This is a genomic window from Pseudomonas sp. NPDC096950 (genome assembly GCF_044762525.1).
GTDB lineage: Bacteria > Pseudomonadota > Gammaproteobacteria > Pseudomonadales > Pseudomonadaceae > Aquipseudomonas.
The window spans coordinates 721,701-740,856 of record NZ_JBIWEL010000001.1; the positions used below are offsets into that span (position 1 = coordinate 721,701).

The following is a 19,156-nucleotide window of genomic DNA, read 5'->3' on the forward strand; positions in this document are numbered from 1 at the left end:
TTACTCCGTGCCCGCAGGGTCGGCTTGCAGTTTGGTTTCGACTTCTACCGCCGGTTTCGCGTCAGGCTTGACCCACCAGGTGGCAATGCCGACGTCGTACTTGGGTGAGATTTTTGGATGGCCGATGTGATTCCAGTACGCCACGCGCCAGGTCTTGATGTGCCAATTGGGGATCACGTAATAACCCCATTGCAGCACGCGGTCCAGCGCACGGGCGTGGGCCACCAGGCTTTTGCGTGACTCGGCGTTGATCAGGCCCTCGACCAATTGGTCCACCACCGGGTCTTTCAGGCCCATGGAATTGCGGCTGCCGGGTTTGTCGGCGGCGGCGGACATCCAGAACTCGCGCTGTTCGTTACCCGGCGAGTTGGACTGCGGGAAGCTGCCGACGATCATGTCGAAGTCCCGGGAACGCACGCGGTTGATGTACTGCGAGACGTCGACCCGGCGAATCACCAGGTCGATGCCGAGGTCGCTGAGGTTACGCTTGAACGGCAACAGCACGCGTTCGAATTCGGTCTGGGCCAGCAGGAACTCGATGGTCACCGGTTTGCCGGTGGCGTCGACCATTTTGTCGTCGACGATCCGCCAGCCGGCCTCTTGCAGCAACTGATAGGCCTTGCGCTGCTGGGTGCGGATCATGCCGCTGGCGTCGGTCGTCGGGTTCTGGAACGCCTCGCTGAACACTTCGGCCGGGAGTTTGCTGCGGAACGGGTCGAGGATCGCCAGTTGATCGGCGTCCGGCAGGCCGGTGGCGGCCATTTCCGAGTTTTCGAAATAACTGCGGGTGCGCGCATAGGCGCCGTTGAACAGTTGCTTGTTGGTCCACTCGAAGTCCAGCAGCAACGTCAGGGCCTGGCGCACGCGGATGTCCTGGAACACTGGGCGACGCAGGTTGAAGACGAAGCCTTGCATGCCGGTCGGGTTGCCGTTGGGGATCTGTTCCTTGATCAACCGGCCCTCGGTCACCGCCGGAATGTTGTAGGCGTTGGCCCAGTTCTTCGCGGTCATCTCCAGCCAGTAATCGAACTGCCCGGCCTTGAGCGCTTCCAGGGCCACGGTGTTGTCGCGGTAATAATCGGTGGTCATCACATCAAAGTTGTAGAAGCCACGGTTGGCCGGCAGGTCCTTGCCCCAGTAATCCTTGACCCGTTCATAACGCACCGAACGCCCGGCCTTCACTTCGCTGACCTTGTAAGGGCCGCTGCCCAGCGGGATTTCCAGGTTGCCCTTGTTGAAGTCTCGGGTGGCCCACCAGTGTTTCGGCAGCACCGGCAACTGGCCGAGGATCAGCGGCAGTTCGCGGTTGTTGCTGTGCTTGAACTTGAACAGCACCGTCAGCGGGTCTTCGGCGACCACGTCATCGACATCGCTGTAGTAGCCGCGATAGAGCGGGGCGCCGTCCTTGATCAGGGTCTGGAAGCTGAACACCACGTCTTCGGCGCGCACCGGGTGGCCGTCGTGGAAACGGGCTTCGGGACGCAGGTAGAAGCGCACCCAGCTGTTGTCCGGGGCTTTCTCGATCTTGCCGGCGATCAACCCGTATTCGGTGAACGGTTCATCCAGGCCCTGTTTGGCCAGGGTGTCGTAGATCATCCCGACATCGTCGGCCGGCACGCCTTTGCTGATAAACGGGTTGAGGCTGTCGAAGCCGCCGAAACCGGCCTGGCGGAAGATCCCGCCCTTGGGCGCGTCCGGGTTGACGTAGTCGAAGTGCTTGAAGTCGGCCGGGTATTTCGGCGGCTCGTTGTACAGGGTCAAGGCATGTTGCGGGGCGGCGCAGGCCAGCCCGGCGAACAACAGACCGCTGGCCTGCAGGAGCAGGGCGCGTACGGGTTTCATTGATCTTTCTCCGAAGACTTCAGCCGCCACGCGGAAAGGCCCAGGGTGTAGGGCGGCGTGGTGACAAAGGCGAACCGGTTGCGGTAGGCCAGGCGATGGTAATTGAGGTACCAGTTGGGAATGATGTAGTGCTGCCACAGCAGCACCCGGTCGAGGGCCTTGCCGGCGGCGACCTGTTCATCCCGGGTCTGGGCGGCAAGCAATTGTTCGAGCAAATGATCGACCACCGGGTTGGCGATGCCGGCGTAGTTCTTGCTGCCCTTGACCCCGACCTGGCTGGAATGGAAGTACTGCCATTGCTCCAGGCCCGGACTGAGGGTCTGGTTGAGGGTCATCAGGATCATGTCGAAATCGAACTGATCCAGGCGTTGTTTGTACTGGGCGCGATCCACCGTGCGCAGCCGTGCGTCGATGCCGATGCTGGCGAGGTTCTCGACGTAGGGCTGGAGGATGCGTTCCAGGTTCGGGTTGACCAGCAGAATCTCGAAACGCAACGGCTGGCCGTTGGCGTTCTGCACGCGCTGGCCATTGAGCTTCCAGCCGGCCTCGCTGAGCAGGGCCAGGGCCTTGCGCAAGGTTTCCCGTGGAATGCCGCGCCCTTCGGTCTGCGGCAGGCTGAAGGGCTCGGTAAAGAGCTTGGCGGGCAACTGCTCGCGATACGGCTTGAGCATCAGCCACTCGTGACCGACCGGCAGGCCGCTGGCTTCGAATTCGCTGTTGGGGTAGTAACTCATGGCGCGCTTGTAGGCGCCGCTGAACAGCGTGCGGTTGGTCCACTCGAAGTCGAACATCAGCCCCAGCGCTTCGCGCACCTTGACCTCGGAAAAGGTCGGGCGCCGGGTGTTCATGAACAGGCCCTGGCTCTGGGTCGGGATCTGGTGCGGAATCTGCGCCTTGATCACGTCGCCACGTCGCACCGCCGGGAAGTTGTAGCCGTTGTCCCAGTTCTTCGCCTGGTGCTCGATGTAGATGTCGAACTCGCCGGCCTTGAAGGCTTCGAAGGCCACGTCGCTGTCGCGATAGAACTCGACTTCCATGCGATCGAAGTTGTATTTGCCGCGATTGACCGCCAGGTCCTTGCCCCAGTAATCCTTGACCCGTTCGAAGACCAGTTGCCGCCCCGGTTGCACCGAGGTGATGCGGTACGGCCCGCTGCCCAGTGGCGGTTCGAAGGTGGTGGCCTTGAAGTCGCGACCTTTCCAGTAATGCTGAGGCAGCACCGGCATCTCGCCCAGGCGCAGGATCAGCAGCGGATTGCCGGCGCGCTTGAACACGAAACGGATGCGTTGCGGGTTAAGAATGTCGACCCGCAGCACTTCCTGGAGGGCAGTGCGGTACTGCGGATGACCTTCCTTGAGCAGCAAACGGTAGGAAAACGCCACGTCGTAGGCGGTGATCGGCGTGCCGTCGTGGAACCGCGCTTCGGGGCGCAGGTTGAACACCACCCAGCTGCGATCCTCGCTGTATTCCACCGTTTGGGCGATCAAGCCATAGCTGGAGGTCGGCTCGTCGCCGGACGGCGCGTACTGGCCCGTGCCGACCATCAGCGGCTCGTTGAGCTCGTTGATGCCGTATTGCAGGAAATTCGGCGTGGAAACCGGGCTCGAGCCCTTGAACGTGTAAGGGTTTAGCGTATCGAAGGTGCCAAACGCCATCACCCGCAAGGTACCGCCCTTGGGCGCTTGCGGGTTGACCCAGTCGAAGTGGGTAAATCTGGCCGGGTACTTGAGCGTGCCGAACTGCGCATAACCATGGCTTTCGCTGATCGTCGCGCTTGCGGAAGAGCTCAAGGCCAGGCTGATCAGGAGAAGGAGGAGGGGACGCTTCAAGTCAGAGATCCGATCCAGGCGGCTTGGGCTTTGTGGGCCGTACAGTAACAGCTTGTATCGACAGGAAAAAGACAGGGGGTTAATGCGCTGTTAATTGCGGGGGCGGTGGCCCTGCATGCTGCAGAACCTGTGGGAGCGGACTTGCTCGCGAATGCGGCTTTCCAGTCACCGGATAGGTTGCCTGATACACCGCTTTCGCGAGCAAACCCGCTCCCACAGGGGATCTGTGACAGCCCTTAAATTCCGGGCAAAAAAAAGCCCCTGATTTTCAGGGGCTGTTTATTAGCGTGGCGACGACACCGTCAGCATCTGACCCGGCTTCAGTGCCTGGCCAACCCGCGGATTCCAGCGCTTGAGGTGTTGCATCTCAACGTTGAAACGTTTGGCAACCATATACAGCGAGTCACCTTGCTGGACCTTGTAAGTCTGCTGGGTCTTGGCGACAGTCTTGCCGGTGTCCTTGCCCTTCGACTTGCCACTCGCGGCGACGACGGTGTTGATCCGGCCGGCGCTGCGCTTGGTGTTGTCCTGCATGACCAGGGTCTGGCCGACCTTGAGGTTCTTGCCGGTCATCTTGTTCCAGCGCTGCAGATCCTTGACATCGACCTTGTTGGCCTTGGCGATGGCGGCGAGGTTGTCGCCACGTTTCACCCGGTAGGCGCGCTTGAGCTGGGCGATTTCGTTGTCGTCGGCGCCTTCGAACACCGGTTTCAGTGGTCGCGAGCTGATCAGCTCTTCAGGACGCATGGTCGACAGGCTGGCGGTCAGCAGTTGCGCCTTGGACGTCGGCACCAGCAAATGCTGGGGGCCGTCGATGGTGGTGCGCTGCTTGAAGGCCGGGTTGAGCTGGAACAGTTCGTCTTCGTCGATGTTGGCCACCGCGGCAACCTTGGACAGGTCCATGCGCTGGTTGATTTCGACGACCTGGAAGTACGGTTCGTTGGCGATCGGGTTGAGGTTCACGCCGTAGGCTTCCGGCGCCAGCACCACTTGCGACAGGGCCAGCAACTTCGGTACGTAGGCCTGGGTTTCGGCCGGCAGCGGCAGATTCCAGTAGTCGGTCGGCAGGCCGAGCTTCTCGTTACGCTCGATGGCGCGACTGACCGTGCCTTCACCGGCGTTGTAGGCGGCGAGGGCCAGCAACCAGTCACCGTTGAACATGTCGTGCAGGCGGGTCAGGTAGTCCATGGCTGCGGTGGTCGAGGCGGTGATATCGCGACGGCCATCATAGAAACGGGTTTGACGCAGGTTGTAGTAACGCCCGGTGGAAGGAATGAATTGCCAAAGACCCACCGCGTCGGCCCGGGAATAGGCCATCGGGTTGTAGGCGCTTTCAATCACTGGCAGTAGCGCCAGCTCCAGCGGCATGTTGCGTTCTTCAAGGCGTTCGATGATGTAGTGGATGTACAGGCTGCCGCGTTCGCCGGCGTTTTCGAGGAAGGACGGGTTACTGGCGAACCACAGTCGTTGTTGCTCGATACGCGGGTTGACGCCCAGGTTGTCCTGCAGCTGGAAGCCCTGGCGCATGCGCTCCCAGACGTCCTGCGGTACTTGCGGTGTTGGTTTCTCGCTGAGCCAGATGGGTTTCTGCTTGGCTCGGGCGGCAATATTCGGGGTATGTGTTGCTTCGGTTTGCGGGACATGGCTTGAACAGCCCGCCAAAGTGGCGGACACAGCCACCGCGATGGCTTGAGCCAAGCGGGTCAATGCGTCTGAATTGATGGCTTTACGAATAGGTGACGACATTGGCTGGAAGTAAGTTCCGGGCAAAAATGTCGGGGGATTCTAGAAAGCGTACCCCCCGCGGTCAACCATTCAGAATTTTTGTACCAATAGGTAGCCAGCTTAGAACTTATCTTTCCAAGCCCGCAAGGCAGCAAAGACCGCACTCGGACCCCGGTTTTGGGTTCCATTCCGTTCGTCCACTTTTTCTTTAACGGATGTTTCATCGACACGCAAAAACGGGTTGGTCAGCTTTTCAAGCGCCAGCGTAGAGGGCAGCGTCATGATTCCGGCTTCACGTTGCGCGGCCACTTTTTCCAGACGTGCGGCAGTGTCCGGATTGCCCGGTTCCACCGCTGCGGCAAACTTCAGGTTGCTCAAGGTGTATTCGTGGGTGCAATACACCAGCGTGTCCTCCGGCAATGACGCCAGGCGTGCCAGCGAGGTGTGCATCTGCTCCGGGGTGCCTTCGAACAAGCGACCGCAACCGGCGGCAAACAACGTATCGCCGCAGAACAACAGGCCATGGTGATAAAAGGCGATATGCCCCAGGGTGTGACCGGGGACGGCGTAGACGTCGAAGTCCCAGCCCAGCACGCTGATGCGGTCGTTGTCCTTGAGCGCGACGTCCCGCGTCGGGATGGTTTCGCTGGCCGGGCCGTAGACTTTCGCGTCTGTCGCTTTTTTCAGCTGCTCGACGCCGCCGACGTGGTCATGATGATGGTGAGTGATCAGAATATCGCTGAGCACCCAGCCTGGATGCGCCGCCAGCCAGGCCTGGACCGGCGCGGCGTCGCCCGGATCGACCACGGCGCAGCGTTGGGTGCGGTGGTCCTGTAACAACCAGATGTAGTTGTCGGTGAAGGCGGGCAGGGCACTGATCTGTATCATCGTCGGATTCGCCAAGCGGAAAACAATGGCGCATCTTAGAACTTCCTGGCGCTTTGGAGAATGCAATGACCGATAAAGCGTTCGCTCAGGCCGATCCTGAGTGGCTGACATTGATCAGCGCCGCCCGTGAATGGTTGTCCGGCCCGATCGGACAATTTCTGCTGGACGAAGAACGGCGCATGCTCGAAGACGAGTTGGGCCGGTTCTTCGGCGGCTACCTCGTGCACTACGGTCCATCGGCCGAAACACCGCCGTCGGCGCCGCAAGTACAGCGCAACGTACGGCTCGGGGCGCCACTGCCCGGGGTCGAGATCGTCTGTGAAGAACAGGCGTGGCCCTTGAGCGAGCACGCCGCCGATGTGGTGGTGTTGCAGCATGGGCTGGATTTCTGCCTGTCGCCCCATGGTTTGCTGCGTGAAGCGGCAAGCAGCGTGCGGCCCGGCGGGCATTTGCTGATTATCGGCATCAATCCCTGGAGCACTTGGGGCCTGCGGCATGTGTTCGCCCACGACGGCCTGCGCAAGGCCCGTTGCATTTCACCGTCGCGGGTCGGTGACTGGCTGAACCTGCTGGGCTTCGCGCTGGAGAAACGTCGCTTCGGGTGCTATCGTCCGCCGCTTGCGTCGCCTAAATGGCAGAGCCGTCTGGCGGGGTGGGAACGCAAGGCCGGTGACTGGCAACTGTCGGGCGGCGGCTTCTATTTATTGGTGGCACGCAAGATCGTGGTTGGCCTGCGCCCCGTGCGTCAGGAACGACGCGAGCCGATGGGCAAGCTGATTCCGTTGCCGATGGCCAAGGTCAATCGTCGCCATATCGAGCCGTAAACATTCTTTATTTTCCCGGCCGGGTTAGCCCGGCCTCGGGCATCGTCGATCCTGGATCGGCGAGCCACCGCATTTTCTGGATAGATTGGCATGAGCGATAGCGTAGAACTGTTCACTGATGGCGCCTGCAAAGGCAACCCAGGCCCCGGCGGCTGGGGCGCACTGCTGGTGTGCAAGGGCGTCGAGAAGGAACTGTGGGGCGGCGAAGCCAACACCACCAACAACCGCATGGAGCTGATGGGCGCGATCAAGGGCCTGGAAGAACTCAAGCGTTCCTGCGACGTGCTGCTGGTGACCGACTCCCAGTACGTGATGAAAGGCATCAACGAGTGGATGGCCAACTGGAAGAAACGCGGCTGGAAAACTGCGGCGAAAGAACCGGTCAAGAATGCCGACCTGTGGAAGCTGCTGGACGAACAGGTCAACCGCCACACCGTGACCTGGAAATGGGTGCGCGGGCACATCGGCCACCATGGCAACGAACGGGCTGATCAGTTGGCCAATCGCGGCGTGGATGAAGTGCGCGGTTACAAGCAGGACTAATTGCGGCGCGGCCTTCGCGAGCAGGCTCGCTCCCACATTTGAAATGCATTCCCCTGTGGGAGCGAGCCTGCTCGCGAAGAACGATAACGCGGTGTAACAGCAACACCGCATGGTCTGCTTCGCGAGCAAGCTTTGCTCTCACGGCGAGCATGTTAAGATCGCCGCTTTTGCACGATTGACCCGTTGAGAGCTGAACACTGATGGCCACCAGATCCGTTGTACTCGATACCGAAACCACCGGCATGCCGGTGACCGACGGCCACCGGATTATCGAAATCGGTTGTGTCGAGTTGATCGGTCGGCGCCTCACGGGCCGGCATTTCCACGTTTATCTGCAACCGGATCGCGAGAGTGATGAGGGCGCCATCGGCGTTCACGGCATCACCAACGAATTCCTGGTGGGCAAGCCGCGCTTCACCGAAGTGGCCGATGAATTTTTCGAATTCATCAAGGGCGCACAGCTGATCATCCATAACGCGGCGTTCGACGTTGGCTTCATCAACAACGAATTCGCGCTGATGGGCCAGCACGACCGCGCCGACATCACGCAGCACTGCTCAATCCTCGACACCCTGATGATGGCCCGGGAACGTCACCCGGGGCAGCGCAACAGCCTTGATGCCTTGTGCAAACGCTACGGCGTCGACAACTCCGGCCGTGAACTCCACGGCGCCTTGCTCGACTCCGAGATCCTCGCCGACGTTTACCTGACCATGACCGGCGGCCAGACCAGCCTGTCCCTGGCGGGTAACGCGTCTGACGGCAACGGCTCGGGTGAGGGCGCGGACAACTCCGCCACCGAAATTCGTCGCCTGCCAGCCGATCGCCAACCGACCCGGATCATCCGCGCCAGCGAAGATGACCTGGCGCAGCACCTCGTGCGTCTTGAGGCAGTGGCCAAATCCGCCGGTGCGCCGTCGTTGTGGCAACAGTTGATCGAAGCCAAGGCTCAGGCCTGAGGCTGAAGGGCTTTTGTGGCGAGGGGGCTTGCCTGTGGCGAGGGGGCTTGCCCCCGTTGGGGCGCGAAGCGGCCCCTGCATTTCTTTCAGATAAACCGCATTCGCAGTATTTACGACTGCTGCGCAGCCGAACGGGGGTAAACCCCCTCGCCACAATGTCCCGCATCAACCTTTGATCATCATTTCAGATTGCAATTGATGGCCACATGATGGTGCATTCATTGACCCACCTCAGGGCATCCGCACTCGCCACATCCGCCTCAACCCTCTACCCTGAGGGTATTGGCAGGCCACGGTCTGCCGCCTCAGGACACTGAGCCCCATGTATAAAGATTTGAAATTTCCGGTCCTGATCGTCCACCGCGACATCAAGGCCGACACGGTTGCCGGCGATCGCGTGCGTGGCATCGCCCGGGAGCTGGAGCAAGAAGGTTTCAGCATTCTCAGTGCGGTGGATTACACCGAAGGGCGGCTGGTCGCCTCGACCCATCACGGCCTCTCGTGCATGTTGATTGCCGCCGAAGACGCCAGCGTCCATTCGCATTTGTTACACAATATGGCCGAATTGATCGGCCTGGCGCGGGTGCGTGCGCCGGATTTGCCGATCTTCGCCCTCGGCGAGCAAGTCACTTTGGAGAACGCCCCGGCTGATGCCATGGCCGAGCTGAATCAATTACGCGGCATTCTTTATCTGTTTGAAGACACCGTGCCATTCCTCGCCCGTCAGGTCGCCCGGGCGGCGCGCAAGTACTTGGATGGTTTGCTGCCTCCGTTCTTCAAGGCCTTGGTGCAGCACACCGCCGATTCCAACTATTCCTGGCACACCCCCGGGCATGGCGGTGGCGTGGCGTATCACAAGAGCCCGGTGGGGCAGGCGTTTCATCAGTTCTTCGGCGAAAACACCCTGCGTTCGGATTTGTCGGTGTCAGTGCCCGAACTCGGTTCACTGCTCGATCACACCGGTCCTTTGGCGGAAGCCGAGGCGAGGGCCGCGCGCAATTTCGGTGCCGATCACACGTTTTTCGTGATCAATGGCACCTCTACCGCCAACAAAATCGTCTGGCATTCCATGGTCGCCCGGGATGACCTGGTGCTGGTGGACCGCAACTGCCACAAGTCAGTCCTGCACTCGATCATCATGACCGGCGCTATCCCGCTGTACCTGTGTCCGGAGCGCAATGAGCTGGGGATCATCGGTCCGATTCCGTTGAGCGAATTCAGCCGCGAATCGATTCAGGCCAAGATCGACGCCAGTCCGCTGACCAAGGGCCGCGAGCCCAAGGTCAAACTGGCGGTGGTCACCAACTCGACCTATGACGGCCTCTGCTACAACGCCGAGCTGATCAAGCAGAACCTCGGCAACAGCGTCGAGGTCTTGCACTTCGACGAGGCCTGGTACGCCTACGCGGCGTTTCACGAGTTCTTCGCCGGGCGCTATGGCATGGGCACGACCCGCAGTGAAGACAGCCCGCTGGTGTTCACCACCCATTCCACCCACAAATTACTCGCGGCGTTCAGTCAGGCGTCGATGATCCATGTGCAGGACGGCGGCGCGCGGCAACTGGATCGCGACCGTTTCAACGAAGCGTTCATGATGCACATCTCCACCTCGCCGCAATACAGCATCATCGCCTCGCTGGACGTGGCCTCGGCGATGATGGAAGGCCCGGCCGGGCGTTCGCTGTTGCAGGAAATGTTCGACGAAGCCCTGAGTTTCCGCCGGGCCCTGGCCAATCTGCGCCAGCACATTGCGGCGGATGACTGGTGGTTTTCCATCTGGCAGCCGCCATCGGTGGAAGGCATCAATCAGGTGGTCACCGAGGACTGGTTGCTGCAACCCGATGACGACTGGCACGGCTTTGGCGGCGTGACCGATGACTATGTGCTGCTCGATCCGATCAAAGTCACCCTGGTCATGCCGGGCCTGACCGCGGGCGGCGCCTTGAGTGAGCGTGGGATTCCGGCGGCAGTGGTCAGCAAATTCCTCTGGGAGCGCGGGTTGGTGGTCGAGAAGACCGGGCTGTATTCGTTCCTGGTGCTGTTCTCCATGGGCATCACCAAGGGCAAGTGGAGCACGCTGTTGACCGAGTTGCTGGAGTTCAAGCGCAGTTACGACGCCAACACCAGCCTGGCCAGTTGCCTGCCGTGCGTGGCCCAGGAAAATCTGGTGCGTTATCAAGGCATGGGCTTGCGGGATCTGTGCGATCAGCTGCATGCCTGCTACCGCAGCAATGCCACGGCCAAACATCTTAAACGCATGTACACCGTGCTGCCGGAAATCGCCATGAAGCCCGCCGACGCCTATGATCAATTGGTACGCGGTGAGGTTGAGGCGGTGTCGATCGATGCCCTGGATGGGCGAATCGCCGCCGTGATGCTGGTGCCGTACCCGCCGGGGATCCCGTTGATCATGCCCGGCGAACGCTTCACCGAATCGACTCGATCGATCATCGATTACCTGGCATTCGCCCGTACCTTCGACAGCAGCTTCCCGGGATTTGTCGCCGATGTGCACGGATTGCAACACGAAGATGAGGGCAATGGGCGGTTGTACACCGTCGATTGCATCAAGGAATGAGGACCTATCCCAGTATGCAACCGGTCATGAATCCGAAATACCCAGGGCTGTCGGTGCGGGTTGCCGACGATGGTTTTGCCGCCTACATCTGGGGCAGCGATTTCAGTTTTGAAGTCGCCGCCTACGGTGCCGCGCAAATTGGCAAACCGGTGGCGCAGTGGCCGGTGACGCCGATCACCCCTTATCGAAAATGCTACGGCATCGATCCGGAAGAGTTCAGCAGTTTCCGCGATGCCGCCGACAGTGCGATTTTCATGGCTTATCTGGATGACGAACCGGTGGGCCACCTGGTGATCAGCACCAACTGGAACGGCTTTGCGCATATCGACGAACTGGCGGTGCATGCGCCGGCCCGGCGACATGGCGTGGCCAAGTCGCTGCTGGATGTAGCGCAGTTCTGGAGTCGCAAGAAAAAACTGCCAGGCATCATGCTAGAAACCCAGAACAACAACCTCGGCGCCTGTCGGCTCTATGAGCGTTGTGGTTATGTGATTGGCGGGATCGATCATCTGCGCTATCGCGGCATCGACCCGAACACCGCCGAAGTGGCGTTGTTCTGGTATCGATTATTCGATAACCCGCTGGAAAATCCGGTCAGCTCGCCAACATCGCCAAGGCTTGTTCCGTGATGATCGCCAGCAACGCCTGGACCGCCGGTGAGGGCTCGGCGTTCTTCAAGGTCAGGGCGTAGAGGCTGATCGGCACCGCCGGCGCCAAGGGGCAAGCATCCAGCCCGGAGGACTTGGCGCCGAGGGCGGTGAAGGGGTCGACGATGGCCAGGCCTTCACCGGCCTCGACCATGCTGCGCATCATTTGGTGAGTCTGCACACGCGTCTGGATCACCAGGGCAGGGCGCAGTGCCTGCAATTTGGTTTCCAGCGCCGGGCTCAATGGGTCGTGGCCGTCGAGGCCGACCATCGATTGCCCGGCCAAATCCTGCACCGACACATACTTCTGCTTGGGTTGCAGCCAGCCATGGGGTGCCAGCAATTGGAGCTTGCCTTGGGCAATCACTTGGCAATCGATATCGGCGTGGTCGGGATCGTGCAGGCTCAGGCCCAGATCGCTTTCGCGCAGCAACAGGCTACGGACGATCTCGCGGGTGGGTTGGCTGAGGAGGGTGCAGGGCGCATCGGGAAAGCGTCGGCGCAGGGCTGCGATGCTGTGGGGCAATAATTGTTGGGCCAGCGGCGGGGTGCCGATGACGCGCAGCGGTGGCGCGAGGTATTGCTTGAGACTGTTGGCCAGTCGCTGGACCGGCTCGAGGGCTTCATAAACGTGGGCGATCTCGACCTGCAACTCCCGCGCCTCGCGCGTGGCCTGCAAGCGGCCGCGCACGCTGGAAAACAGCATGAAGCCCAACTGACCCTCGGCGTCGCGCAATACCCCTTCGACCTCGGCCACCGGCAACTGCAGCCATTCGGCGGCGGTGCCCAGGTGACCGGTCTGCAAGAGCGCCTGGATCACTTCGATATGACGTAAACGCATGCGTGAAGTCCATGTTCAGCAGGTGAGGGAGTCAGTGGCTGAATCCTAACTCAAGTGCGCGCATATGACTTCTGCTCATAACACGGGGTTATGAGGCGACGGTGGTTTCCGGCAGGCTACCGATGTAAGTGTCCGGTTCGCGAGTCAGAGTGATATCCGACTGGATCAACTGGAAGCGATTGTCATCGAGCTTCTTCATGCGATCGCCAATGGCCAGTTTGTAAGTGGTGACAGGCTCCGTGCCTTCGACACCGTCTGCCGACGGGTTGGATTCCTGGAACTCATGCACGGAATAAACGCGGCCTTCCGCGTCTCTTGCATGGAACTGACCGACGAGTACTGCTGCCATCTGCTTAGAACCTCTGGAGATAAATCACTCAATTTGCGGTTCTGTAGACCGTGCTTGGGCGAAGTAAGTTTTCCTACAAGAAAAAAATAGTCCGGGGCGGCGATTTTCGCTCGCCCGCTGGTTGAAACGTCATCTATAACTACAGGCTCTTTCCATCGGACAGTCGAGAATCTTCCATGAGCAACGTCTATACGATCGCCGTCGTGGTCGGCAGCTTGAGAAAAGAATCGATCAACCGCAAGGTCGCATTGGCCCTGGCTGATCTGGCGCCTGCCAATCTGAAATTGAACATCGTTGAAATTGGCGACCTGCCACTCTACAACGAAGACATCGATGGCGCTTCACCGCCGGCAGCCTACAGCACTTTCCGCCAACAAGTGAGCTCATCCGACGCAGTGCTGTTTGTGACCCCGGAATACAACCGTTCCGTGCCCGCACCGCTGAAGAATGCGATTGACGTCGGGTCGCGCCCCTATGGCAAGAGCGCCTGGAGTGGTAAGCCGGGAGGCGTGATCAGCGTTTCCCCGGGGGCGGTCGGCGGTTTCGGGGCCAACCATCATTTGCGCCAGTCGATGGTGTTTCTCAATGTGCCGTGCATGCAGCAGCCGGAAGCTTACTTGGGTGGGGCGGGTTCGGCGTTTGATGAGTCGGGCAAGTTGAGTGAATCAGTGAAGCCGTTCTTGCAGAGCTTCATCAATGCGTACGGCCAGTGGGTCGAACAACACAAAAAAGTCTGATACCCCAATCCCCTGTGGGAGCGGGCTTGCTCGCGAAGGCGTAGGGTCAGTCAACATTAATACTGACTGACCCACCGCTTTCGCGAGCAAGCCCGCTCCCACCAAGGGGATTTGTGGTGTAACGGGGATTTTTGTCTCGCATCACGGAATTATCGCCCCGACCCTTCACTCTGTTGCATGTCCCCCCAACCCGATTGTCTTTCAAGGCTGCTGTGCATGCTCATTGCGTCGTTGATTTTCCTGCTGACCATTACCCTGGTGATCTGGCAACCCAAAGGCCTCGGCGTCGGCTGGAGCGCGGTATTCGGCGCGGTGCTGGCACTGCTGTTCGGGGTGGTTCACCTGAGCGATATTCCGCTGGTGTGGCAGATTATCTGGAACGCTACCGGCACCTTCGTCGCGCTGATCATCATCAGTCTGCTGCTGGACGAGGCGGGGTTCTTTGCCTGGGCGGCGTTGCACGTCGCGCGTTGGGGCAAGGGCAGCGGGCGCAAGCTGTTTGCCTTTATGGTGTTGCTCGGGGCGCTGGTGTCGGCGTTGTTTGCCAATGACGGCGCGGCGTTGATCCTCACGCCGATCGTGATTTCCATGCTGCTGGCCCTGCGCTTTTCCCCCGCCGCGACCCTGGCCTTCGTGATGGGCGCGGGTTTCATCGCCGACACCGCGAGCCTACCGTTGGTGGTGTCGAACCTGGTGAACATCGTCTCCGCCGACTTCTTCCACATCGGCTTCAACCGCTATGCGGCGGTGATGATTCCGGTCAACTTCGTCAGCGTCGCCGCGACGCTGGGCATGCTGATGTGGTTCTTCCGCAAGGACATCCCCAAGGCCTACGACCCCGAACAATTGGAAGACCCGGCCACGGCGATCCACGACAAAGCCACGTTTTATGCTGGTTGGGCGGTGTTGGTGATCCTGCTGGTCGGGTGCTTTGCGCTGGAACCGCTGGGCATTCCGATCAGCGCGATTTCCGCGGTGTGCGCGGCATTGCTGCTGGCCATTGCCGCCCGTGGCCACAAGATTTCCACGCGCAAGGTGATGAAAGAAGCGCCGTGGCAAATCGTGATTTTCTCCCTGGGCATGTACCTGGTGGTCTACGGCCTGCGCAACGCCGGGCTCACCGACTACCTTGCCGGTTGGCTGAACGGCTTTGCCGGTTACGGCGTCTGGGGCGCGGCCATGGGCACCGGCGTATTGACAGCGCTGCTGTCGTCGATCATGAACAACTTGCCGACGGTGCTGATTGGCCTGCTCTCAATTGATGCGAGCCAGGCGACGGGTGTGGTCAAGGAAGCGATGATCTACGCCAACGTCATCGGTAGCGACCTGGGGCCGAAAATCACCCCGATCGGAAGTCTGGCGACGCTGTTGTGGTTGCATGTGCTGGAGCGCAAGAGCATCAAGATCGGCTGGGGGTATTACTTCAAGGTCGGGATTGTGCTGACGGTGCCGGTGTTGTTGGTGACGTTGGCGGCGTTGGCTTTGCGGTTGTCCGTTTAGACCGCGTCGGCCCCATTCGCGAGCAGGCTCGCTCCCACATTTGGAATGCATTCCCCTGTGGGAGCGAGCCTGCTCGCGAAGGGGCCAGCCCGGGCGCTGTAAATCTCAACCATTACCCGGCACATTCGGCCAAAGATCCGCCACCAGAAACAACCGCTCGGCTTCTTCCCATTCGCCACTGGTATTTTCGGTCAGTCGCACCATCAACTGCGCCGGGGCCAACGGCTCCAGCTCATTGAGCCAGGCATTCAACTGTTCCGTGTTCCAGGTCTGCTCCGCCGGATAGTGCGCCGGGGCCAGCCACGCATGCCGGGGCAGGGGTTGCCAGCGACCGAATGGCCGTTGCACGACAAAGTCCGCCCAATCCTTCTGATGCAACCAGCTACCACGCAGATGCTGCGGGTGAGCGCCATTCGGCGACGCCGATTGCCCCGGCCACGGATACAACAAATACCCGCCCAACCACAAATGCGCACTGAACTGCTGGATATCCAGCGCCGCCAACGCTTCACGGCTTTCCGGGCGGGCGGAAATCGGTAGTTGATGCTGGCTCAGGTGCGCCAGTTTACGGTCCAGTCGATCGTGACAACCCGGACCCAGCCAGGTCGCCGTGTCATGCCCATCGCCGTTTTGCGGGCCGAGGTAGAGCTTGATCGCCAGTTCCAGGTGATGCACGCCGTCGCGATCCCGCAGCAGCATATCCAGCTCGCCCAACGTGTGGCCTTCGCGCCGGATCGGCAGGTTGGCGGCGATCAACTCGATACCCGGCGCATGCTTCACCGCGTATTGCCACAGGCGTTCGTAATACAGGCCCAGGCGCCGAGTGCGCGACTGCGCGAGCCAGTGCAGCAAGTCATAGCTGTCGCGATCCAGTTCCCGCAACCAGCGTTCCAGGCCTTCCGGCGCCTGCACCCAGTCGCTGCCGGCCAGCGGATGACGCTGCGGCCACGGCGGTTCGCCAAGCATCGGCGGCGCAAGGATGACCCACGCCAGGTCGCGCACTTCCGGGTGGCGCAACTGGTGGGGTAACTGGAGCAAGTCCGGGAATAAGATCATTCTGCGAGCATAGCCTCTTAAGTCGCGGCTGAAAGGGTTTTGTCTACGCCGCGCTTTCGCCCATAATCGGGTTTTTCACCGTCGCGCAGGAACCTCATGGAGCAATTTCGTAATATCGGCATCATCGGTCGCCTGGGCAGTTCGCAGGTGCTGGATACCGTCCGCCGACTGAAACGGTTTCTGCTCGATCGTCACCTGCACGTGATCCTCGAAGACACCATCGCCGAAGTCCTGCCGGGGCATGGCCTGCAAACCTCGTCGCGCAAGATGCTCGGCGAAGTGTGTGACATGGTGATTGTGGTCGGCGGCGACGGCAGCCTGCTCGGCGCCGCACGGGCTCTGGCCCGACACAATATTCCGGTGCTCGGGATCAACCGTGGCAGCCTGGGGTTCCTCACCGATATTCGCCCCGATGAGCTGGAAGTCAAAGTCGCCGAAGTGCTCGACGGCCATTATCTGGTGGAAAATCGCTTCCTGTTGCAGGCCGAAGTCCGCCGCCATGCCGAGGCCATCGGCCAGGGCGATGCGCTGAACGACGTGGTGCTGCACCCCGGCAAATCCACGCGCATGATCGAATTCGAGCTGTACATCGACGGCCAGTTCGTGTGCAGCCAGAAGGCCGACGGCCTGATCGTCGCCACGCCGACCGGTTCGACCGCGTATGCGCTGTCCGCCGGCGGGCCGATCATGCATCCCAAGCTCGACGCTATTGTGATTGTGCCGATGTACCCCCATACCTTGTCAGGCCGGCCAATTGTGGTCGATGGCAACAGTGAGCTGAAAATCGTCGTGTCCAAGGATATGCAGATCTACCCGCAAGTCTCTTGTGATGGGCAGAACCATTTCACCTGCGCGCCGGGTGACACCATCACCATTAGCAAAAAAGCCCAGAAGTTGCGGCTGATCCACCCCCTCGACCACAACTACTACGAAGTGTGCCGGACCAAGCTCGGCTGGGGCAGTCGGTTGGGTGGTGGAGGCGACTGATGCTCGATCCCGCGCGTAGCTACGACCTGATCGGTGACGTGCACGGTTGCGCTCTGACCCTTGAGCACTTGCTCGACCGGCTCGGTTACCACAAACAGGGCGGTGTCTGGCGGCATCCGTCGCGCATGGCGGTGTTCGTCGGTGACATCATCGACCGCGGCCCGCGTATTCGCGAGGCGCTGCACATCGTCCACGACATGGTCGAGGCCGGCCAGGCGCTGTGCATCATGGGCAACCATGAATTCAACGCCCTCGGCTGGAGCACCCCGGCGCCGCCCGGCAGTGGCAAGCAGTTCGTGCGCGAACACACGCCACGCCACGCCCGGCTGCTGGGGGAAACCCTGACCCAATTCGAAGAGCATCCCGGCGACTGGCATGACTTTCAGCAATGGTTCTACGAACTGCCGCTGTTCGTCGATGCCGGACGTTTCCGCGTGGTGCACGCCTGCTGGGACGCCGGCCTGATCGAGCCATTGCGCGCGCTGTTTCCCGACGGTTGTGTCGATGAACACTTCCTCCAGGCCTCGGCCGTGCCCGGCAGTTTCGCCTGCACCGTGTTCGATCGCCTGCTGCGCGGCACCGACATGCGCCTGCCCGATGGCCAGACCATGACCAGCGGCGATGGCCTGACGCGTTCGTTCTTCCGCACCAAATTCTGGGAAGACGACCCGCAAACCTACGGAGACATCGTGTTCCAGCCCGACGCCTTGCCGGAACCGGTGGCCCGTACGCCACTGTCGTCCACCGAGAAAAATACCTTGCTGCGCTACGGCATCGACGAGCCTTTGTTGTTCGTCGGTCACTATTGGCGCAGCGGCAAACCGGCGCCAATCCGGCCGAACCTCGCGTGCCTGGATTACAGCGCCGTGCTGTACGGCAAACTGGTTGCCTATCGCCTGGACCAGGAAACCCGTCTCGACCCGCATAAATTCGTTTGGGTCGACGTCGAACGGCCGGAGGCCTTGCAATGAGTGTTGTGGCGGTATTGCGTCTGCCGTTGGCGGTGGATTTGAGCGGGTTCGTCAAGTTGCTGCAACGCATGCAAGTGCCCCATCGCGTCAGCGAAGAGGCGGGCGAGCAGGTGCTGTGGGTGCCGGACAACATCTGTGAGGACGTGCGCTCGTTGTATGAACGCTTCCCGGCCGGTGATCCCGATCAACAACTGGATATCCCGGTGGCGCAGGCCCCACGGCGTCCGGGTTTCGTCGAACAGTTGCGCTACAGCAAGGCGACCGCCGGCATTCTGCTGCTGTGCCTGATCGTCGGCGCCGTGACGGTGCTGGGCGAAAACCTCAACACCATGCACTGGTTCACCTTCCTCGATTTCCGCGTGATCGGTGACTACATCGAGTTCACTCCCCTGGATGAAGGCCTGGCGGCGGGGCAGTGGTGGCGTCTGGTGACGCCGATGCTGATCCACTTTGGCTTCCTGCACCTGGCCATGAACGGCATGTGGTACTGGGAACTGGGGCGGCGCATCGAGGCGCGCCAGGGCAGCATCAACCTGATCGGCCTGACCTTGCTGTTCAGCCTGGTTTCCAACTACGCCCAGTATTGGTTCAGCGGCGCGACCCTGTTTGGCGGGTTGTCCGGCGTGCTCTACGGCCTGCTCGGGCATTGCTGGATCTTCCAGGTGCTGTCGCCGAACCCGGCCTATCGCCTGCCACGCGGCGTGTTGGTGATGATGCTGGTCTGGCTGGTGCTGTGCCTGTCCGGGCTGATCTCGATGATCGGCTTCGGCGAAATTGCCAACGCGGCCCACGTCGGCGGGTTGCTCATCGGATGCTTCACCGGTTTGTTGGGCGGTTTGTACAACCGTCGTAAACTCGCCGTCTAAAACAGTTACTGAAT

The 19,156-nt window shown here is 60.9% G+C and carries 17 protein-coding genes; 10 read left to right on the top strand and 7 right to left on the bottom strand.

Annotated elements, in window-relative coordinates; all coding sequences use genetic code 11:
* The 4 genes from ACIQY3_RS03595 to gloB form a co-directional block, all read right to left on the bottom strand.
* Positions 1 to 1,842 (bottom strand): extracellular solute-binding protein, encoded by a 1,842-nt coding sequence (locus ACIQY3_RS03595; protein WP_403017322.1) that lies wholly within the window; start codon positions 1,840 to 1,842, stop codon positions 1 to 3.
* Entirely contained in the window at positions 1,839 to 3,647 is a 1,809-nt protein-coding gene (locus ACIQY3_RS03600) for an extracellular solute-binding protein (protein ID WP_403017645.1), read from the bottom strand. Before ACIQY3_RS03600 ends, ACIQY3_RS03595 begins: the two co-directional genes overlap by 4 nt.
* Positions 3,648 to 3,953: 306 nt before the next feature.
* Positions 3,954 to 5,417, bottom strand: coding sequence for a transglycosylase SLT domain-containing protein (locus tag ACIQY3_RS03605; protein ID WP_403017324.1), 1,464 nt, complete (start codon positions 5,415 to 5,417; stop codon positions 3,954 to 3,956).
* A gap of 99 nt (positions 5,418 to 5,516) precedes the next feature.
* Positions 5,517 to 6,284: a hydroxyacylglutathione hydrolase gene (gloB, locus tag ACIQY3_RS03610; protein ID WP_403017326.1), complete on the bottom strand. Its 768-nt coding sequence runs from the start codon at positions 6,282 to 6,284 to the stop codon at positions 5,517 to 5,519.
* 65 nt (positions 6,285 to 6,349) lie between these two features.
* On the opposite strand from gloB, the gene ACIQY3_RS03615 reads away from it, so the two are divergent.
* The 5 genes from ACIQY3_RS03615 (at position 6,350) to ACIQY3_RS03635 (ending at position 11,817) form a co-directional block, all read left to right on the top strand.
* Positions 6,350 to 7,108, top strand: coding sequence for a class I SAM-dependent methyltransferase (locus tag ACIQY3_RS03615; protein ID WP_403017329.1), 759 nt, complete (start codon positions 6,350 to 6,352; stop codon positions 7,106 to 7,108).
* 90 nt (positions 7,109 to 7,198) lie between these two features.
* Positions 7,199 to 7,651 (top strand): ribonuclease HI, encoded by a 453-nt coding sequence (gene rnhA, locus ACIQY3_RS03620; RefSeq protein WP_054047533.1) that lies wholly within the window; start codon positions 7,199 to 7,201, stop codon positions 7,649 to 7,651.
* A gap of 200 nt (positions 7,652 to 7,851) precedes the next feature.
* Positions 7,852 to 8,610 (top strand): DNA polymerase III subunit epsilon, encoded by a 759-nt coding sequence (gene dnaQ, locus ACIQY3_RS03625; RefSeq protein ID WP_403017332.1) that lies wholly within the window; start codon positions 7,852 to 7,854, stop codon positions 8,608 to 8,610.
* 322 nt (positions 8,611 to 8,932) lie between these two features.
* On the top strand, positions 8,933 to 11,188 hold the full coding sequence (locus tag ACIQY3_RS03630) for an Orn/Lys/Arg decarboxylase N-terminal domain-containing protein (RefSeq protein WP_403017334.1): 2,256 nt from the start codon (positions 8,933 to 8,935) through the stop codon (positions 11,186 to 11,188).
* A 14-nt stretch (positions 11,189 to 11,202) separates the two neighbouring features.
* Positions 11,203 to 11,817: a GNAT family N-acetyltransferase gene (locus tag ACIQY3_RS03635; protein WP_403017336.1), complete on the top strand. Its 615-nt coding sequence runs from the start codon at positions 11,203 to 11,205 to the stop codon at positions 11,815 to 11,817.
* Here ACIQY3_RS03635 and ACIQY3_RS03640 read toward each other — a convergent pair.
* Positions 11,783 to 12,676: a LysR substrate-binding domain-containing protein gene (locus ACIQY3_RS03640; RefSeq protein WP_403017338.1), complete on the bottom strand. Its 894-nt coding sequence runs from the start codon at positions 12,674 to 12,676 to the stop codon at positions 11,783 to 11,785. The two genes, ACIQY3_RS03635 and ACIQY3_RS03640, sit on opposite strands and share 35 nt — an antisense overlap.
* An 88-nt stretch (positions 12,677 to 12,764) precedes the next feature.
* Positions 12,765 to 13,025, bottom strand: coding sequence for a hypothetical protein (locus ACIQY3_RS03645; RefSeq protein WP_123408897.1), 261 nt, complete (start codon positions 13,023 to 13,025; stop codon positions 12,765 to 12,767).
* A 176-nt stretch (positions 13,026 to 13,201) separates the two neighbouring features.
* Between ACIQY3_RS03645 and ACIQY3_RS03650 the strand changes: the two genes are divergently transcribed.
* Together ACIQY3_RS03650 and ACIQY3_RS03655 are read left to right on the top strand one after the other, a co-directional pair.
* Complete coding sequence (locus tag ACIQY3_RS03650) at positions 13,202 to 13,762, top strand: NADPH-dependent FMN reductase (protein ID WP_403017341.1); 561 nt, start codon at positions 13,202 to 13,204, stop codon at positions 13,760 to 13,762.
* Between the two features lie 216 nt (positions 13,763 to 13,978).
* A complete protein-coding gene (locus ACIQY3_RS03655) occupies positions 13,979 to 15,262 on the top strand; it encodes an arsenic transporter (protein ID WP_403017343.1) in 1,284 nt (427 codons plus the stop codon).
* Positions 15,263 to 15,367: 105 nt separating this feature from the next.
* Here ACIQY3_RS03655 and ACIQY3_RS03660 read toward each other — a convergent pair whose 3' ends face one another.
* On the bottom strand, positions 15,368 to 16,318 hold the full coding sequence (locus tag ACIQY3_RS03660) for a DUF1853 family protein (RefSeq protein ID WP_403017345.1): 951 nt from the start codon (positions 16,316 to 16,318) through the stop codon (positions 15,368 to 15,370).
* Between the two features lie 96 nt (positions 16,319 to 16,414).
* Here ACIQY3_RS03660 and ACIQY3_RS03665 point away from each other — a divergent pair, with 96 nt between their 5' ends.
* From ACIQY3_RS03665 to ACIQY3_RS03675, 3 genes are read left to right on the top strand one after another with little or no spacing between them, the layout of a single operon-like run.
* Positions 16,415 to 17,305, top strand: a complete 891-nt coding sequence (locus ACIQY3_RS03665) for an NAD(+) kinase (protein WP_010459816.1) — start codon at positions 16,415 to 16,417, stop codon at positions 17,303 to 17,305.
* Positions 17,302 to 18,276, top strand: a complete 975-nt coding sequence (locus tag ACIQY3_RS03670) for a metallophosphoesterase (protein WP_403017648.1) — start codon at positions 17,302 to 17,304, stop codon at positions 18,274 to 18,276. The genes ACIQY3_RS03665 and ACIQY3_RS03670 overlap by 4 nt, the downstream gene beginning before the upstream one ends.
* Positions 18,273 to 19,142, top strand: coding sequence for a rhomboid family intramembrane serine protease (locus tag ACIQY3_RS03675; RefSeq protein ID WP_403017349.1), 870 nt, complete (start codon positions 18,273 to 18,275; stop codon positions 19,140 to 19,142). Before ACIQY3_RS03670 ends, ACIQY3_RS03675 begins: the two co-directional genes overlap by 4 nt.
* Positions 19,143 to 19,156 lie beyond the last annotated feature (14 nt).

What these genes read in the sequence shown, in the direction of transcription:
- ACIQY3_RS03595 (WP_403017322.1), bottom strand. Translation starts at nt 1,842, where the DNA reads ATGAAACCCGTACGCGCCCTGCTCCTGCAGGCCAGCGGTCTGTTGTTC.
- ACIQY3_RS03605 (WP_403017324.1), bottom strand. Translation starts at nt 5,417, where the DNA reads ATGTCGTCACCTATTCGTAAAGCCATCAATTCAGACGCATTGACCCGC.
- gloB (WP_403017326.1), bottom strand. Translation starts at nt 6,284, where the DNA reads ATGATACAGATCAGTGCCCTGCCCGCCTTCACCGACAACTACATCTGG.
- ACIQY3_RS03615 (WP_403017329.1), top strand. Translation starts at nt 6,350, where the DNA reads ATGACCGATAAAGCGTTCGCTCAGGCCGATCCTGAGTGGCTGACATTG.
- rnhA (WP_054047533.1), top strand. Translation starts at nt 7,199, where the DNA reads ATGAGCGATAGCGTAGAACTGTTCACTGATGGCGCCTGCAAAGGCAAC.
- dnaQ (WP_403017332.1), top strand. Translation starts at nt 7,852, where the DNA reads ATGGCCACCAGATCCGTTGTACTCGATACCGAAACCACCGGCATGCCG.
- ACIQY3_RS03630 (WP_403017334.1), top strand. Translation starts at nt 8,933, where the DNA reads ATGTATAAAGATTTGAAATTTCCGGTCCTGATCGTCCACCGCGACATC.
- ACIQY3_RS03635 (WP_403017336.1), top strand. Translation starts at nt 11,203, where the DNA reads ATGCAACCGGTCATGAATCCGAAATACCCAGGGCTGTCGGTGCGGGTT.
- ACIQY3_RS03640 (WP_403017338.1), bottom strand. Translation starts at nt 12,676, where the DNA reads ATGCGTTTACGTCATATCGAAGTGATCCAGGCGCTCTTGCAGACCGGT.
- ACIQY3_RS03645 (WP_123408897.1), bottom strand. Translation starts at nt 13,025, where the DNA reads ATGGCAGCAGTACTCGTCGGTCAGTTCCATGCAAGAGACGCGGAAGGC.
- ACIQY3_RS03650 (WP_403017341.1), top strand. Translation starts at nt 13,202, where the DNA reads ATGAGCAACGTCTATACGATCGCCGTCGTGGTCGGCAGCTTGAGAAAA.
- ACIQY3_RS03655 (WP_403017343.1), top strand. Translation starts at nt 13,979, where the DNA reads ATGCTCATTGCGTCGTTGATTTTCCTGCTGACCATTACCCTGGTGATC.
- ACIQY3_RS03660 (WP_403017345.1), bottom strand. Translation starts at nt 16,318, where the DNA reads ATGATCTTATTCCCGGACTTGCTCCAGTTACCCCACCAGTTGCGCCAC.
- ACIQY3_RS03665 (WP_010459816.1), top strand. Translation starts at nt 16,415, where the DNA reads ATGGAGCAATTTCGTAATATCGGCATCATCGGTCGCCTGGGCAGTTCG.
- ACIQY3_RS03675 (WP_403017349.1), top strand. Translation starts at nt 18,273, where the DNA reads ATGAGTGTTGTGGCGGTATTGCGTCTGCCGTTGGCGGTGGATTTGAGC.